Here is a 15,670-nt window from a genome sequence, read left to right as displayed (position 1 = left end):
GCCGCTGGCGCATCCGGTTCGAGGCTTCAACTGCCCGCGTTTGTGAATCGGGCGCGAATTCTCCCTCTCCGTGCGTCTGTTTGCACGGGGAGGGCCGGGGAGGGGCCCGCGAGGTGTCAGGCGCGAGCCGAACCTCTCGTGGCGCCAAACGGCGCCCCCTCTCCCGCTTGCGGGAGAGGGGGCTGGGGGGTGAGGGCTGCCTCGGCATGCGCCACCCCGTCCGGGACGCGTCCTGTCAACGTCTCTACGCGGCGCGTCCCGGCTCGGACGACCCGCCGCAGAACGCCACGGCCGTGCGCGCCAGGATCTGCGCCGTCTGATGCACCGAATCCAGGTCCACCCACTCCTCCGGCGCGTGCGCCCCGCCGCCCGCGGGGCCCATCACCACCGCGTCGATTCCCGCCGCGCCGATCAGCGCGGCGTCCATCCAGTACGGCGCTCCACCCCGTGCCGGCCGCGCGCCCAGCACCTGCGCGGCCGCCGCCTCCACCGCGGCGGCGATGGGTGAATCCGCGTGCGCCGCCCACGGGTCGCGTGTCAGCAGCGGGCGCACCTCGGCGCGAAAGGTGGCGTCCTCCGCCGCGAGCGCGTCCAGGATTTCGCGCACCTCGCCGACGACATCCGCCTCTGTTTCGCCCGGAACCGTCCGCCGCTCGATCTGCAGCACGGAACGCGCGGCGTAGGTGCTCAATCCCGTGCCGCCCTGCAGCGTCGCGGCGTGCAGGGACGGCGGGCCGACGACGGGGTGCGGCGGACGGGCGAGCAGCCGCACGGAAAGCGCCTCCAGCCCCGCGAGCACGCGCCCCATCCGCAGGTTGGCGTCGATCCCCTCCGCGAACGCGCTGCCGTGCGCGGCGCGGCCATGGACGACGACCTCCATCCAGCAGAACCCGCGGTGGCCCACCACCAGGCCCACCTCCGTAGGCTCGGTGAGGATGCAGGCGTCCGCCGTGTGGTGGCGCAGCACCTCCGCCATTCCCAGGCTCGCCTCCTCCTCATCCGCCACGGACGCGATCAGCAGGTCGCCCGCGAGCGGCGCGCCGGACGTGACGACGGCCTCCACCGCGGCCAGGCAGGCGGCCAGGCCGCACTTCATGTCGTAGGCGCCGCGGCCGTACATCCGCCCGTCCTCCACCCGTGGCGTAAAGGGGTCCGGCATGCCGTCCACGCCCACGGTGTCGTGGTGCGCGTACAGCATCAGCGAGCGGCCGCCGCCTGTTCCCGGCAGCCGGCCCACGACGCTCACGCGCCCCGGCCGCGGCTCGTGCGCCCGGGTGTGCATGCCGAGCGTGTCCATCCGCGCGCGGACGTATGCGGCCACCTCGCGTTCATCCGTCGTCCCGCCGCTGAAGGCGGCGTTGATGGACGGAATCCGCACCAGTTCCGCCAGCGTGCGCCGCACCGCGGCCTCGTCGATCCGCATCCTCGTCATCTCCAGAAAACACGAGCCGGCCGAAGAGCACCCTGCTCTCCGCCCGGCCGAAAGTCCAGCGCGTTCGTGGCGCAATCAGAAAGCGTAGCCCACGGAAAGCCGCAGGGTGGGAAGCACGACCTCCGCGTCGGAAAACAGCGCGTCGTCGTCACCGTTGAAGAAGACTCGCTTGAGCCCGGCACCGTAGGCGTAGTAGAAGCGCCGGTCCACACCCAGAAGCTGGCTCTTGGAAATCTCGAAGCCGACCCCCAGCCCGGTGATGCTTTCCCGGCGCTCCTCCGTGTCGCCATCTTCGTAGTTGTACTCGCGGTCGGAGAGCATCGTGGGTCCCGCGGTGACGCCGAAGGAAAGGCCGCGCAGCGGATCGCCGGACGGGTAGTAGCGCAGCTTGGCTTCCACCGTGGAGTAGCGCAGGTCGTCCAGGGAGAAGTAGCTGCCGCCCACACCCACGGTGGTGGTGTTGTTGATGGCGCGCTCGTAGTCCCCGGCGTAGAAGCCGAAGGCGGCGTGCAGGGGAAGGATGGAGATGGCCTGCGTGCGCACGACGGCGCTGTCGGCCGCGGGCTCCGGCGCCGGGGTCTGCGCGATGGCGGAATGCGAATGGAACGCGAGCGCGCACAGGGCAAGGGCGGGCGCGATCAGCGCGCGGGTCCGGCGCGGGGTGGTGTGGCTCATGGATGGCGGATCAGGTGCGGGACAGGAGGGATGGACCGGAAAGGTGGCGGTCTGGTAGTGGGAAAGACGTTTCAGTGTTCCCTTTTCGGACCGACGGCGCGCGTACAAAGGTGCGACGCGGCGCGCCATCTTTGCCGAAGTGCGCGCTTTGGTTAGATTTGCGGGCTTTCTGGCGATCCACGGGCACCCTGATTTATCCGCAGATGATGTCAGCGATCCGGCGCAGGCCGACGGCAACGGTTCACGTGGGCGGCGTTCCCGTGGGGAGCGCGGCGCCGGTGGTGGTGCAGTCCATGACCAACACCGACACGGCGGACATCGAGGGTACGGTGCGGCAGGTGGCCGCGCTCTGGCGGGCGGGCAGCCAGATCGTGCGCGTGACGGTGAACAACGAAGAGTCGGCGCGCGCGGTGCCGCACATCGTGGAGTTTCTGCGGATGCGCGGCGTGGAAGTGCCCATCGTGGGCGACTTTCACTATAACGGGCACCTGCTGCTGCACAAGTATCCCGATGCGGCGCGGGCGCTGGCCAAGTACCGCATCAACCCCGGCAACGTGGGCGCCAAGCGGCACGACGAGAACTTCGCGGCCATCATCGACCGGGCCATGGAGTTCGGCAAGCCGGTGCGCATCGGCGTGAACTGGGGCTCGCTGGACCAGGCGCTGCTCACCGAGATGATGGACGCGAACGCGCGCTCGTTCGCCCCGCTGGACGCCAAGGAAGTGATGCTGAACGCCATGACGGAAAGCGCCATGCGATCCGCCGCGGCGGCGGAGCGGCTGGGGCTGCCGCACGACCGCATCATCCTTTCCGCCAAGGTGAGCGGCGTGCAGGACCTGGTGGCCGTGTACCGCAAGCTGGCGCCGCTGAGCGACTATCCGCTGCACCTGGGCCTCACCGAGGCGGGCATGGGCACCAAGGGGATCGTGTCGTCCGCGGCCGGCCTCAGCATTCTGCTGCAGGAAGGCATCGGCGACACCATCCGCGTTTCGCTTACGCCCAAGCCGGGCGGCGACCGCACGGAAGAGGTGCACGTCGCGCAGCAGATTCTGCAGTCGCTGGAGATCCGCTCGTTCAGCCCGCAGGTCACCAGCTGCCCCGGCTGCGGCCGCACGACCTCCACCTACTTTCAGCAGCTGGCGGAGTCGATCCAGAACTACCTGCGCGACCAGATGCCCGTGTGGCGCGAAACGCACCCCGGCGTGGAGGAGATGAAGGTCGCGGTGATGGGGTGCGTGGTGAACGGGCCGGGCGAAAGCAAGCACGCCAACCTGGGCATCAGCCTGCCGGGGACCTTTGAGGAGCCCAAGGCGCCGGTGTACATCGACGGCGAGCACGCCATCACGCTCAAGGGTGACCACATCGCGCAGGAGTTTCAGCAGATCCTGGAGGAGTACGTCGCCTCGCACTATCCCAACCGCGTTCTGGAGCCGGTGCTGGCGGGATAAGGGACGCGATCAGGTGGATAATGGCCGCGCCCGTCCGGCGCGCGGTCCCGCCAGTTGTCGTCAGGCGTTGTGGATGATGAGCTTCTGAGGAAACGCCGACGTCTGGATGTCCGCCGATCGACGTCGTGCGGTTGACGTCCGGAGACTGACGTCGGGCGGTTGACGTCCGGCGGTTGACGGCCGGCGGTTGAAACCGCACCTCGAAAAACACGAAGTCCGCCTGCGCGGACTGGGCCGGAAAGGTTCGGGGGGAGCGCGGGATTCCGCGCGGCACCATCCGGATCGAGTTGAGTCGTCGTTCTCCCCTCCGTGCTACTGCTTCGGCCGGGCGGGGAGCGGGGAGGGGCCTCCCCGTCTGCGGACGAGCAACACCTTCCGCCGCAGACGACGATCATCGACCGATAACGAAAAAGATGCGCAGCCCGCCCCGCGGACTGCGCATCTTTTCGTCGTCAGCCGAAGCCGACCGGGGTCAGTGTGCCCCGGCGGTGGCGGCGGCGGGGAGGAAGTAGAACGCGATCCCCAGGATCACGTACACCGCCAGCAGCTGCACGCCCTCCATCCAATGGCTTTCGCCGTCGTTGCTGCAGAAGGCCATGATCCCCACGCACAGCCCCACCGCCAGCACCTCCAGCGGGGTGAAGATGAGGTCCATGGGCTGCGGCGCGATCACGTAGCTCAGAAACACCAGCAGCGGCGCCACGAAGAGCGCCACCTGAATGCTGGAGCCCACGGCGATGTTGATGGCGGCGTCCATCTTGTTCTTCATCGCCATGATGATGGCGGTGGAGTGCTCGGCCGCGTTGCCGATGATGGCTACCACGATCACGCCCACGAACACCTCGCTCCATCCCAGCGCCTCGGCCGTTTCCGTGGCCGCGCCCACCAGGAACTCCGCCATCACCGCCACGCCGATGGTGGCCAGCACCAGCTTGCCGATGCTGCGCCCCATGGGCTTGGCCGGGCCGTGCGCCACCTCGGCATCCGTCCCCGCGTCGCCCATGTACAGGTGGCGGTGCGTCTTGAGCGTGAACACCAGGCTCAGGATGTACGTCACCATGAGCACCACCGCGATCTCGGTGCTCAGGTTGCGCTCCGCGCCCGGCGCCGTGGCGCCCACCAGCATGTGAAAGATGGCGGGCACGACGAGCCCCACGCCGCTCAGCACCAGCAGGGTGGATCCCAGGCTGGCCGCCGTGCGGTTGAAGCGCTGCGTCTCGTACTTGAGGCCGCCCGCCAGCGCGCTCAGGCCGAACACCAGAAGCACGTTGCCGATGATGGATCCGGTGATGGACGCCTTTACCAGGTCGAACAGGCCGGCCCGCAGCGCCACGATGGCGATGATGAGCTCCGCCGCGTTGCCGAAGGTGGCGTTCAGCAGGCCGCCCACGCCTTCGCCCACGCGCTCGGCGATTTCCTCGGTGGCGTGGCCCATCTGCCCGGCCAGGGGGATGATGCCCAGGCAGGCCACCACGAAGATGGCGGCGGGGGAGGAGTGGAACACCCACTCCATCAGCATTGCCACCGGCACGAAGACCAGCAGCAGGTTCATCACGTTTGCGGCCGTGAACAGGCCGGGTTTGGACGCGGTCGTCGCCAAGAAACGTACTCCGGACAGGGGAGGTGCGCGGCAGGCGCGGATGCGCGCAGAGTAAGCCGCGGGCCCGCCGCGCGCAACGGAGGAAGGAAGGGAAGTGCGTGAGTGCGGGGTGCGGGGTGCGTGAGTGCGACGGAAAGGAAGGGCTCAGGGCCGGGTGCTCAGTGCCCAGCGGGTCGGGGCGACCGCATGGCCGCGAGTCGGCCGCAACCGCAGCGTTTCGGGCGGGGTTGTGGGGGTTGTGGGGGTTGTGGGTTCGGGCCCGGTCGCGGGCATCCGGTGTGAGAGCGAATGAATCCGCCGCTCCAGAAGCGGAAACCCCCGACTCGCGGCCGCTGTCGCGTCCACGATCGGGGCTTCAACTGCATTGGGGTGTGATGCCGTTTCCTGCCACGACACTCGGCGCGGCACAGGTCTCGGCGCGGAATCGCGCCCGAACGACGGGGCCGCCGGCTGCGATCATCCATGCGGTTACGCGAGGTACGCAGTTGAAGCCCCGAACATCGCGCAGAGCGCCGTGTGTCGGGGCTTAGCGCTGTTTGAGCGGCGGATTCATCCGCTCAGGAGAGTCGCGCCGTGGTGATCTTCGCGCCTGTCCGCGCCGCTGCCTTCGCCCGCGCTGAGGTCTCCCTTTCTCCCGCGGAGCGGGGGAGAGGGCCGGGGAGAGGGGGCCTTTCCGCACGCACCACCCCATCCGAAACGCACTGACCTTCCCGCACGGCCCCTCCCCACGCGCACCGGTCCTCCTCCTGCTCATCAGCCATGAAGGCGCCGCTTTGAAACAGCCCGTCCCGGGACATCGGACACGGCGATCCTCCATGATTCGCGTGTGCGCGCGACTTGCAGGGACCCCGGCCCGGCCCTACCTTCCGCCCCGCGGGGGCAACCCGTTGCACCGCAATCCTTTCATCCCAGCCAGGAGACGCTGCGCCGATGTCCAGCCTTGTTCCCTCCGGGCGTTCGGGAGCGCTCGCCAGCCTCGCCCGCGTGGCCGGCCCGCTTCAGGGTGAAGAGCTCGCCGTCCCCGCGCCGGTGGTGACGCTGGGCCGCGCCGCCGCCTGCGACGTGGTCATCGACGACGATTCCGTGTCCGCCCGCCACGCGCGGCTGGAGTTCGCTTCCGGCGGGTGGAGCATCACCGACCTGGGCAGCGTCAACGGCACCGCGGTGGAGGGCGCGCGCCTCGCCCCCGAGAAGGCCACGCCCCTTCCGTACGGCGCCACCGTGCGCCTGGGCGGCGTGCAGTTGCAGTTCCGTGAGGTGGAGGCCGCCAACGTCGAGGCCGCGCGCGCCGAGTACGTGGCGCCCGAGGCGCCGCTCACCCTGCGCGAAGAGCGCAAGCGCGGCGGCTTCCCGGTCTGGCTCGCGGTGGTGATCCTCGTCATCCTGGCCGCCATCGCCATGATCGTGTACTCCATGACGCAGGGCACGCCGGTGAGCACCGGCATGCTCCGCGTGCCCATCCCCGTGCTGGCGGTGGCCTACCCGTGAGGCTTCGCTGGCGGGCCGCCGGGGCCACGCACGTGGGACGGGTGCGCAAGGGGAACGAGGACAGCTTCGTGATGGATGCCGAACGCGGCGTCTTTCTCGTGGCCGACGGAATGGGCGGGCACGCCGCGGGCGAGGTCGCCAGCGGCATCGCGGCGAACACCATCGGGGGGGCGCTGCGGGCGGGGGTGGATGCCGCGATGGATGCCGACGCCCTCGCGCAGACCATGATCGACTCCTTCCGCGCCGCGGACCGGGCGATTCTGGACCGCGTGGAAACGCACCCGGAAACGTTCGGGATGGGAACCACGTGCACGGCCATCGTCCTGTGCACGGACGGCACGTACCGCATGGGCCATGTGGGCGACAGCCGCGCGTACCTCATGCGCGACGGCATGCTGGCGCAGGTGTCGCGCGACCACACCTGGGTGCAGCGCGAGGTGGACGAGGGGCGGCTGACCCCGGCCGGCGCGCGCCGCCATCACCTGTCGCACATCCTGACGCGCGCGCTGGGCGCCGACCCGCTCGACACGCCGGAGGTGCTGGCCGGCACGCTCATCCCCGGCGACCAGCTTCTGCTGTGCAGCGATGGACTGACGGGGATGTTGACGGACCGCGACCTGGGCCGCGTCCTCGCGATGAAGATGACGCCCGAGGAGCGGGTGGCGCGCCTCATCCGCGGGGCCAACGTCAAGGGCGGCAAGGACAACATCACCGCCCTGCTGGTGGAGATCGACGACGTGGTGGATTGACGGATCCGCATCGTCTTCCGCCATCGTTCATCCGATCGATCGTCGTTCATCCACCGATGCAATCCTTTCCGATTCCGACACGCGCGCGCCCGGCTGATCATTCGCCGGGCGCCGTTCGTCGTATCCACCTTTCTCGCCGGATGTGCGGATGACGGACGTGCTGATCGTCGGGGGCGGGGTGATGGGGCTGGCCATCGGGTGGCGGCTCGCGCGGGCGGGGGTGGAGACCACCGTCCTCGAGCGCGACGTGGCGGATTGTGATCGTCCCAGCGGCGCGTGGTGGGCCGCGGCGGGAATGCTGGCGCCGCTTTCCGAGGCCGGCTTCGACGATCCGCACGCGCTCGCGTTCGGGCGGGCGTCGCTGGACCTGTATCCCCGGTTCGCGGCGGAACTGGAGGAGGATGCGGGGCGGTCCGTCGGGCTGCGGACCGAGGGGACGGTGATCGCCGCGGCGGACCGCGACGAGGCGGCGTGGCTGCGGCGGCAGTGGGTATATCACCAGGAGCTCGGCCTGCCCACGCAGTGGATGGGCGGCGACGAGGCCCGCGAACGCGAACCGCACCTGGGCCCGCGCGTGCCCGCCGCGCTCTTTGCGCCCACGGACCACCAGGTGGACAGCCGGCTTCTGGGCGCGGCGCTGCGGCGGGCGTTTGTCGCGCGCGGCGGCGTGTTGCGGGAGGGATGGGAGGCGTCGCGCATCGACGTGGACGGCGGCCGCGCGGCGGGCGTGTGGGCGCGGCCCTCCGGCGCGGAGGACGGGGCGGAGGAGCGGATCGGCGCGCGGCGCGTGCTGGTCTGCGCGGGATCGTGGACGCGGCTGCTGCTGGCGGATGGAGCGACGGCCACGGCCGCGCCGCCCGTCCGCCCGGTGAAGGGACAGCTTCTGGCGCTGGAGATGTCGCCGCTGCTCACGCTTGCGCACGTCGTTCGCACGCGGCGCGTGTACCTGGTTCCGCGCGAGGACGGCCGTCTGGTGGTGGGCGCGACGAGCGAGGAGGCGGGGTTCGACGTGCGGATGACGGCGGGCGGGGTGCTGGATCTGCTGCGCGATTCGTGGGAGGTGCTGCCGGGGATCTACGATCTGCCGCTGCTGCAGACGTGGGCCGGGCTGCGTCCCGTAAGCCGCGACGGGCTGCCGGTGCTGGGCGCCACGCCGGTGGATGGGCTGTATCTGGCGACGGGCCACGGCCGCAACGGCATCCTCCTCACCCCCGCCACCGCGCTGGCGATGGCCGACCTGCTCGCCACCGGCCGTGCGCCGGACGCCATCCTCCCCTTTGCGCTCTCCCGCTTCGGCTGATCGGCGGGCTGATCGGCGGCCCCCGCCCGGGCCGGCACCACCGGCCCACCCTCGGCCAAAAAAGAGGGGGCGGGTTGTTCAAGGCGAGAGTTCGGTGCGGGGAGCGGAGTGCCAAGCGTGCCGCATCTATCCTGAGCGAATGAATCCGCCGCTCCAGAAGCGGGAACCCCCGACTCGCGGCCGCTGTCGCGTCCACGATCGGGGCTTCAACTGCATTCGGGACGCTTGTACCCAGTCCGCGCAGGCGGACTTTGTGTCTTTCGAGGCGCGGTTTCAACCGCCGGACGAAAGTCGCGGACGGGCTCCGAAGCCTGCCGCCAGGGTGAGGTCTCCCCCTCTCCCGCTTGCGGGAGAGGGGGCCGGGGGGAGAGGGGTGCCCGCGGCCGCACCGAATCATCCGAAGCACACGAATCCGCCGTTCTCCGCTTCCTCGTCGAACCCCGCGCAAGGCATCATCCTGATGGAGCAAGTGGCGGACGGTGCGGGCATCACCGCTACTGACCGCCCCTCAGCGTCCTCCAGGATGCCGCCGTGAGAACTCCCTCACCGACATCAGCACCGGCATCAGGCTGCGCCCTGAATCCGTCAGCTCGTACTCCACCCGCGGCGGCTGCTCCCCGAAGTCGCGGCGGGCGACAATCCCGTCGTTCTCCAACGCCCGCAGCTGCTGCGTAAGCATCTTCTGCGAGATGTCGGGAATGTCCCGCAGGAACTGCGAACTCCGCATCGACGGCTCCGCGAACAGGCGGAACAGGATCGGCAGCTTCCACCGTCCGCTGATCATGCGCAGCACCCGAGTCACGTGCGCGACCGATCCGTCCGCGCCCAGACAGGCATCTCTCTCCTCGCGTTCCACAGGCACCTTTCCGTGCGTAGTTGCCTGATCCGCCGTCATCTCCTCATATCCAGCCCTGACACCAACAGGGAGTGACGCAGTGGATCTGAAACTGGATGGAAAAGTTGCATTGGTCACGGGCAGCAGCAAAGGGATCGGCGAAGGGGTGGCCCGGGGACTTGCCCGCCAGGGCGCCATCGTCATCATCCACGGACGCGACCGGACCCGGACCGAGGCAGTGGCGCACGACATCGTCGCCCAGGGCGGACGCGCGCACGCGGTCACCGGCGATCTGACGAACGACGACGACGTGCGGCGCCTCGTGGATGAAGCGCGGTCTTTCGCCAGGACCATCGGCATCCTGATCAACAACGCGGGCGGGTCCGGCGAGACGGAGGACTGGGCCACGACGCGCCCCGGGACCTGGGCGGCCGGGTACGACCGCAACGTGCTCGCGGCGGTCAGGGTCACGTCGCTCCTCCTCCCCGGCATGCGGGAGGCGAAGTGGGGAAGGATCGTCAACATCTCCAGCCTCGCGGCGCTGATGCCGCCCGCCAGGCGCCCGGACTACGCCGCGGCCAAGGCGGCGATGATCGCCATGACCGCCTCTCTTGCCAAGGCCGTGGCGATGGATGGGATTACGGCGAACACGGTTTCTCCGGGAACGATCCACAGCATCAGCCTCGACCAGGCCTTTCGGGACGCGGCTGTCACTCGGGGGATTTCGGCGGATGCACCGTGGGCCGAGATCGAGCAGGCGGTGCTCCCGGTGTTTGCGCACGTTCCCATGGGCCGGGTGGGAACGCTGGAAGAGATCGCCGACGCGATCGCCTTTCTCGTCAGTCCCCGGGCCGGCTACATCACGGGTGCCAACCTGAGGCTCGATGGCGGGATGTGGCCCGGGCTCTAGCCACGCCGTGGTGCACCGGCGCAAACGCCGTCCATGCATTATCTTTGGACACATCGCGCGGGCCGGAATCCGGGGCCCGCCACAGTCTTCACGGAAGGTCATTCATCGATGGAAAGCATCCTGATCCCCATCCGCCTGAACGGCGCGCCGGCCCAGGTTCCCGCCGGCACGCTGGACGTGCTGCTCGCGCACCGGGGCGTGGCCGCGGACGCCACGGCGGCCGTCGCCGTGGCGCAAAACGGCAGCGTGGTGCCGCGCCGGCAGTGGTCCGCCACCGCGGTGCAGCCGGGCGACGAGGTGGAGATCGTCACCGCGCTGCAGGGCGGGTGAGCGTGGCCGAACCCTGGCTTCTGGCCGGGCGCGCATTCACTTCGCGCCTGCTGCTGGGCACCTCGCGCTATCCCGACGCCGCCACGCTCCTGGAGGCGATCGATGCGTCCGGCGCGGAAATCGTCACCGTCAGCATCCGCCGCATGCGGCTGCAGGGCGGCACCGGCGAAAGCATTCTGGAACTCATCCCCCGCGACCGCCTGGCGCTGCTCCCCAACACCGCGGGGTGCATGACGGCAAAGGATGCGGTGCTGACCGCGCACCTGGCCCGCGAGGCGCTGGAGACGGACTGGATCAAGCTGGAGGTCATCGGCGACGACCGCACGCTTTTTCCCGACGTGGAGCAGACGCTGCGCGCCGCGTCGGAGCTTGTCCGTGACGGCTTTCAGGTGTTCGCGTACACCAATGACGACCCGGTCGCCTGCCGCAAGCTGGCGGATCTGGGGGTGGCCGCCGTCATGCCGCTGGGTGCGCCCATCGGCAGCGGGGCGGGGCTGCGCAATCCGTACAACCTGCGCATCATCCGCGAACTGGTGCAGGACGCGCCGGTGATCGTGGATGCGGGGATCGGCACGGCCAGCGACGCCGCGCGCGCCATGGAGTTGGGGATGGACGGCGTGCTGCTGAACACCGCCGTGGCGGAGGCGCAGCGTCCCGCGCAGATGGCGCGCGCGATGCGCCTGGCGATCGAGGCGGGGATGCTGGCGCGCGACGCCGGCCGCATTCCCGAGCGGCTGTACGCGCAGGCCTCGTCGCCCACCGAGGGACTGATCGGCACGTGAGCGGCGGGCCGGGCGCGCTGCCGTTCCGTCTGCTGGCGATCGGCGGCCGCGCGCAGGCCACCCCCGCCGCGGTCCGCCGCCTTCTCGAATCCGCCAGCTCCGCGGCCGTCCTGCTCCGCGAGCCGGGCATCTCGCCCGCCGATCTGGTTGTCTGGGCGGAGGAGATTCTTCCCCTCTGCCGCGCGGCGGGTGCGCTCCTCCTCGTCCATGCGGATGCGGAGGCCGCGCGCGTGTCCGGCGCCGACGGCGTGCACCTTCCCGAGCGCGGCGACGTCGCGGCCGCCCGCGCGATTCTGGGCCCCGCCGCGCTGATCGGCGCCTCGCGCCACGACGCGGCCGGGATCCACGCCGCGGCGGCCGCCGGTGCGGACTACGCCACGTTTTCCCCCATCTTTCCGGTCGACGGAAAAGGCCCGCCGCTGGGCCTCGCCGTGCTGGCCGAGGTCTGCGCCGCCGCGCCGATCCCCGTCGTCGCGCTGGGCGGCGTCACGCCCGCGCTCGCCCCCGCCTGCCTCCGCGCCGGAGCCTGTGCCGTCGCCGCCATCCGCGCGGCGTGGGGCGGGGGATGCTGACGATTCCATGTCCGCTTCAGCGGTGCGGCCCCGCCCACCGGGCCGTCAGCAACTTGCACGCGCGATTGCGGGAACTGTTGCGTTCCGGCTAGAATTCTTGGCCGCTCGCTCCCGGTTCGCCTCGCTCACGCCCCGCTGTCTTTCATGAAGTCCAATTCTCCGAATTTCGCGTTTCTGAACGTCCACGATCCGCTGCTTGCCACGCTGGGCTCGCTGGCGGAACTCTACGCCGTCGACGATCCCAACACCGCGCTGCTCAAACTTCGCCAGTTCGGCGAGGCCCTGCTTCAGCGGACCGCGTTGGAAGGCGGTGTTCCCGCGGGCGCGGGCACGACGCAGTTCGGGTTGATCAACCTGCTGGCGGGCGACGGTCTTCTGCCCCGGGACGTGGCCGACCAGTTTCACGCCCTGCGGCAGATAGGGAACGACGCCGTCCACGCGTTCCAGGGCGATCTGGGCCAGGCGGTCCACATGCTCAAGGTGGCCCGCGAACTGGGCGTCTGGTTTCACCGCACGTTCAAGGATGCACAGTTCAGCCCTGGCGCGTTCGTGCGGCCCCAGCGGCCGGGCGATCAGGCCGCGGAACTGCGGGACCAGGTTGATCAGCTGCGCCGCGAGGTCGATGAACAGCGCCGCCGCGTGGAAGAAGCGGGGTTCGCGGCGGAACTGGAGGCCGAACTGCGGCGCGAAGCGGAGAACCGCGCTCAGTCGTCGACATCCGACCGCGACGCCGCGCTGGAACTCGCGGCCGAGCTGGAAGGGTTGCTGGCGGACGAGCGGGCCCGCCTGGCGGCAGAACTGGCCGCGGCGGCCGCGGCTCCCGCGCCCGCGGACGAAGCGACGGAAGCCTGGCGCAACCGTGCCCGTGCGGCGGCTTCGCTGATGAGCATGGGGGAGGCGGAAACCCGCGAGCGCATCGACCAGCAGCTGCGCGACGCCGGATGGGAAGCCGACACCCGCGTCCTGCGGTACGGCGCGGGAACCCGGCCGGAGCGGGGCCGCAGCATCGCGATCGCCGAGTGGCCCACGGCCAGCGGACCGGCGGACTACGTCCTGTTTGACGGCCTCGTCGCGGTGGCGGCAGTGGAGGCCAAGCGGGCCGGCGTCAACGTACCCGGAGCGCTGGAGCAGGCCGCCCGGTACAGCCGCGACTACTCGCCGGGCGCCCATGCGCAGCCAGCGGGCGGTCCCTGGGACGGGCACCACATTCCGTTTCTGTTTGCCGCCAATGGGCGCGGGTACCTGGCCCAGGTTCAGGAGCGCAGCGGAGTGTGGTTCCGCGACGCGCGCCGGCGCACCAACCATCCCCGGGCCCTGGCGGGATGGTACAGCCCGGAGGGCCTGCGAAACCTGCTTGCGCAGGACGTCGCCGCCGCGGAAGAAGCTCTCCGTGCCACGGACCCGCACGGGCCCGACCTTCGTGAGTATCAGGTGCAGGCCATTCAGGCAGTGGAGGCCGCCCTGCTGCGGGGCGAGCGCCGCGTGATGGTGGCCATGGCGACCGGCACGGGCAAGACGCGGGTCGCCGTCATTCTGCTGCACCGCCTGCTGGAGTCGGGGCTGTTTCGCCGGGTGCTGTTCCTGGTGGACCGCAACACGCTCGGCGAGCAGGCGCACGGCGTGTTTTCGTCCGTCACCGTGGAGGGAACGTACACCTTCACCAGCGCCCACGAGGTCGCCCGGGTGGACCGCCCCGCGGATGAGGACACCGTGGTGGACATCGCCACGGTGCAGGGGATGGTGAAGCGGGTGCTGTACGCGGACGGTGGCGCCCCGCCGGTGGACGCGTACGACTGCGTGATCGTGGACGAGTGCCACCGCGGGTACACGCTGGACCGCGAGATGAGCGCGGCGGAGCTCCTGTTCCGCAGCGAGGACGACTACATCTCCAAGTACCGCCGCCTGATCGAGTACTTTGACGCGGTAAAGATCGGGCTCACCGCCACGCCCGCGCAGCACAGCACCGAGATCTTTGGCCGGCCCGTGTTTCAGTACAGCTACCGGCAGGCGGTGGTGGACGGCTACCTGGTGGACCACCGTCCGCCCACCCGCATTGTGACGGTGCTGGCGGAAGACGGCATCACTTGGGAGCGCGGCGAGGCGGTGCAGGCGCTGGATCCGTCCACGCAGGAGATCGAGGTGTTCGAGGCACCGGACGAGATCCGGATGGATGTGGAGAAGTTCAACAGCAGGGTTGTTGTCGAGGACTTCAATCGCGTGGTGTGTGACGAGCTGGCGCGGCACATCGACCCCGCCGCGCCGGGAAAGACGCTGGTCTTCTGCGTGAACGACGCGCACGCGGATCTGGTGGTGCGGCTGCTGAGGAGCGCCTTTGCCGAACGGTACGGCGACGTGCCGTACGACGCGGTGGCCAAGATCACCGGCGCGGCCGAGAACCCGTCCCAACTCGTCCGCCGCTTCCGCAACGAGCAGCAGCCCGTGGTGGCGGTGACGGTGGACCTGCTGACCACGGGGATCGACGTCCCCAAGATCGTGAACCTGGTGTTTCTGCGCCGCGTGCGCAGCCGCATTCTGTACGAGCAGATGCTGGGGCGCGCCACGCGGCTCATGAAGGATCTGGACGGGCACGGGCTGGTGAAGGAATCGTTCACCATCTACGACGCGGTGGACCTGTACGCCTCGCTTCAGGCCTACACCGACATGAAGCCGGTTCTGCCCAACCCTTCCATCGGCTTCGAGCAGCTGGCGGCGGAACTGGCCGAACTGGCGGACGATGACCTGCGGGCCGCGGTGCGCGACCAGATCGTGGCCAAGCTGCGGCGCGGCGGTGCCCGGCTGCAGGGCTCGCACGGCGACGACGTGGAGGCCCTGACGGGGTTGGACATCCGCCACCTGGCCGACCACCTTGCCGGGCTGGCTCCGGCGGAGGCGGCCGGCTTCATGGCCGCGCACCCCGGGCTTCCGGGACTGCTGGACGAGTTCCGCGCGGGAGGCGGGACGCGGCTGCTGGTTTCCGACCACCGCGACGAGGTGCGCCGCGTGGAGCACGGCTACGGAAACGGCCAGCGCCCGGCCGATTTTCTGGAAAGCTTCGCCGAATACCTGCGGACGCACCTGAACGAGATCCCGGCGCTGACGGTGGTGCTGCAGCGGCCGCGTGATCTTACCCGGCAGCAGTTGAAGGAACTGGCGCTGGAGCTGGGGCTGCGCGGCTTTACCGAGGCCAACCTGCGCACCGCGTGGCAGGACGCCACCAACCAGGACATCGCGGCCACCATTATCGGGTACGTGCGGCAGGCTGCCCTGCGCGAGCCGCTGGTGCCGTACGAAGAGCGGGTTGGCCGCGCGCTGCGCAAGATTCTGTCGTCCCGCGCGTGGCTCGCGCCGCAGCGCCAGTGGCTGGAACGCATCGGGCGGCAGATGGTGCTGGAAACGGTGGTGGACCGCGCGGCGCTGGATTCCGGGCTGTTCCTGGAGCAGGGCGGCGGCTTCGATCGCATCAACCGGTTTTTCTTTGACGGCCAGCTCGAAGAGGTGCGGGCCGAGCTTCACGACGAGGTCTGGCGCGCCAGCGCCTGATCCTACCCA

The 15,670-nt window shown here is 70.1% G+C and carries 13 protein-coding genes; 9 read left to right on the top strand and 4 right to left on the bottom strand.

Going from position 1 to position 15,670, the window contains the following annotated elements; genetic code table 11:
• Positions 1–244: 244 nt before the first annotated feature.
• Together HNQ61_RS12900 and HNQ61_RS12895 are read right to left on the bottom strand one after the other, a co-directional pair.
• Positions 245–1,423 carry a M20/M25/M40 family metallo-hydrolase gene (locus tag HNQ61_RS12900; RefSeq protein WP_170033496.1) on the bottom strand — a complete coding sequence of 393 codons (1,179 nt, stop codon included), beginning with the start codon at positions 1,421–1,423 and terminating at the stop codon, positions 245–247.
• An 84-nt stretch (positions 1,424–1,507) separates the two neighbouring features.
• Entirely contained in the window at positions 1,508–2,107 is a 600-nt protein-coding gene (locus tag HNQ61_RS12895; protein ID WP_170033494.1) for a hypothetical protein, read from the bottom strand.
• 206 nt (positions 2,108–2,313) lie between these two features.
• Here HNQ61_RS12895 and ispG point away from each other — a divergent pair, with 206 nt between their 5' ends.
• Positions 2,314–3,555: a flavodoxin-dependent (E)-4-hydroxy-3-methylbut-2-enyl-diphosphate synthase gene (gene ispG / locus HNQ61_RS12890; RefSeq protein ID WP_170035910.1), complete on the top strand. Its 1,242-nt coding sequence runs from the start codon at positions 2,314–2,316 to the stop codon at positions 3,553–3,555.
• Positions 3,556–4,027: 472 nt separating this feature from the next.
• On the opposite strand, the gene cax is transcribed toward ispG, so the two are convergent.
• A complete protein-coding gene (gene cax / locus HNQ61_RS12885; protein ID WP_205761348.1) occupies positions 4,028–5,155 on the bottom strand; it encodes a calcium/proton exchanger in 1,128 nt (375 codons plus the stop codon).
• 930 nt (positions 5,156–6,085) lie between these two features.
• Between cax and HNQ61_RS12880 the strand changes: the two genes are divergently transcribed.
• The 3 genes from HNQ61_RS12880 (at position 6,086) to thiO (ending at position 8,692) form a co-directional block, all read left to right on the top strand.
• Positions 6,086–6,643, top strand: coding sequence for an FHA domain-containing protein (locus HNQ61_RS12880; protein ID WP_170033492.1), 558 nt, complete (start codon positions 6,086–6,088; stop codon positions 6,641–6,643).
• On the top strand, positions 6,640–7,392 hold the full coding sequence (locus HNQ61_RS12875) for a protein phosphatase 2C domain-containing protein (protein ID WP_170033490.1): 753 nt from the start codon (positions 6,640–6,642) through the stop codon (positions 7,390–7,392). Before HNQ61_RS12880 ends, HNQ61_RS12875 begins: the two co-directional genes overlap by 4 nt.
• A gap of 148 nt (positions 7,393–7,540) precedes the next feature.
• Positions 7,541–8,692: a glycine oxidase ThiO gene (thiO, locus tag HNQ61_RS12870; protein ID WP_170033488.1), complete on the top strand. Its 1,152-nt coding sequence runs from the start codon at positions 7,541–7,543 to the stop codon at positions 8,690–8,692.
• A gap of 508 nt (positions 8,693–9,200) precedes the next feature.
• On the opposite strand, the gene HNQ61_RS12865 is transcribed toward thiO, so the two are convergent.
• Entirely contained in the window at positions 9,201–9,587 is a 387-nt protein-coding gene (locus HNQ61_RS12865) for a winged helix-turn-helix transcriptional regulator (protein ID WP_170033486.1), read from the bottom strand.
• A gap of 40 nt (positions 9,588–9,627) precedes the next feature.
• On the opposite strand from HNQ61_RS12865, the gene HNQ61_RS12860 reads away from it, so the two are divergent.
• The 5 genes from HNQ61_RS12860 (at position 9,628) to hsdR (ending at position 15,661) form a co-directional block, all read left to right on the top strand.
• Positions 9,628–10,437, top strand: a complete 810-nt coding sequence (locus HNQ61_RS12860) for an SDR family NAD(P)-dependent oxidoreductase (protein WP_170033484.1) — start codon at positions 9,628–9,630, stop codon at positions 10,435–10,437.
• 108 nt (positions 10,438–10,545) lie between these two features.
• Positions 10,546–10,767 carry a sulfur carrier protein ThiS gene (gene thiS, locus HNQ61_RS12855; RefSeq protein ID WP_170033482.1) on the top strand — a complete coding sequence of 74 codons (222 nt, stop codon included), beginning with the start codon at positions 10,546–10,548 and terminating at the stop codon, positions 10,765–10,767.
• The gene (thiG, locus tag HNQ61_RS12850) at positions 10,764–11,549 is read left to right on the top strand and encodes a thiazole synthase (RefSeq protein WP_338088119.1); all 786 of its coding nucleotides are present in this window, start codon (positions 10,764–10,766) and stop codon (positions 11,547–11,549) included. The genes thiS and thiG overlap by 4 nt, the downstream gene beginning before the upstream one ends.
• Entirely contained in the window at positions 11,546–12,121 is a 576-nt protein-coding gene (locus tag HNQ61_RS12845) for a thiamine phosphate synthase (RefSeq protein WP_205761345.1), read from the top strand. Before thiG ends, HNQ61_RS12845 begins: the two co-directional genes overlap by 4 nt.
• 144 nt (positions 12,122–12,265) lie before the next feature.
• Positions 12,266–15,661 carry a type I restriction-modification system endonuclease gene (gene hsdR / locus HNQ61_RS12840; RefSeq protein ID WP_170033480.1) on the top strand — a complete coding sequence of 1,132 codons (3,396 nt, stop codon included), beginning with the start codon at positions 12,266–12,268 and terminating at the stop codon, positions 15,659–15,661.
• The last annotated feature ends 9 nt before the right edge of the window (positions 15,662–15,670 follow it).

Origin of the sequence: Longimicrobium terrae (assembly GCF_014202995.1) — a bacterium.
Classification (GTDB): domain Bacteria; phylum Gemmatimonadota; class Gemmatimonadetes; order Longimicrobiales; family Longimicrobiaceae; genus Longimicrobium; species Longimicrobium terrae.
The sequence above is the reverse complement of the archived record's forward strand: the minus strand, read 5'-3'. Positions and strand labels throughout refer to the sequence as shown.

Bases quoted from the DNA above. Each gene is read 5' to 3' on its own strand.
- thiS (WP_170033482.1), top strand. From the start codon at position 10,546: ATGGAAAGCATCCTGATCCCCATCCGCCTGAACGGCGCGCCGGCCCAG.
- ispG (WP_170035910.1), top strand. From the start codon at position 2,314: ATGTCAGCGATCCGGCGCAGGCCGACGGCAACGGTTCACGTGGGCGGC.
- HNQ61_RS12865 (WP_170033486.1), bottom strand. From the start codon at position 9,587: ATGACGGCGGATCAGGCAACTACGCACGGAAAGGTGCCTGTGGAACGC.
- HNQ61_RS12880 (WP_170033492.1), top strand. From the start codon at position 6,086: ATGTCCAGCCTTGTTCCCTCCGGGCGTTCGGGAGCGCTCGCCAGCCTC.
- HNQ61_RS12895 (WP_170033494.1), bottom strand. From the start codon at position 2,107: ATGAGCCACACCACCCCGCGCCGGACCCGCGCGCTGATCGCGCCCGCC.
- HNQ61_RS12900 (WP_170033496.1), bottom strand. From the start codon at position 1,423: ATGCGGATCGACGAGGCCGCGGTGCGGCGCACGCTGGCGGAACTGGTG.
- thiO (WP_170033488.1), top strand. From the start codon at position 7,541: ATGACGGACGTGCTGATCGTCGGGGGCGGGGTGATGGGGCTGGCCATC.
- hsdR (WP_170033480.1), top strand. From the start codon at position 12,266: ATGAAGTCCAATTCTCCGAATTTCGCGTTTCTGAACGTCCACGATCCG.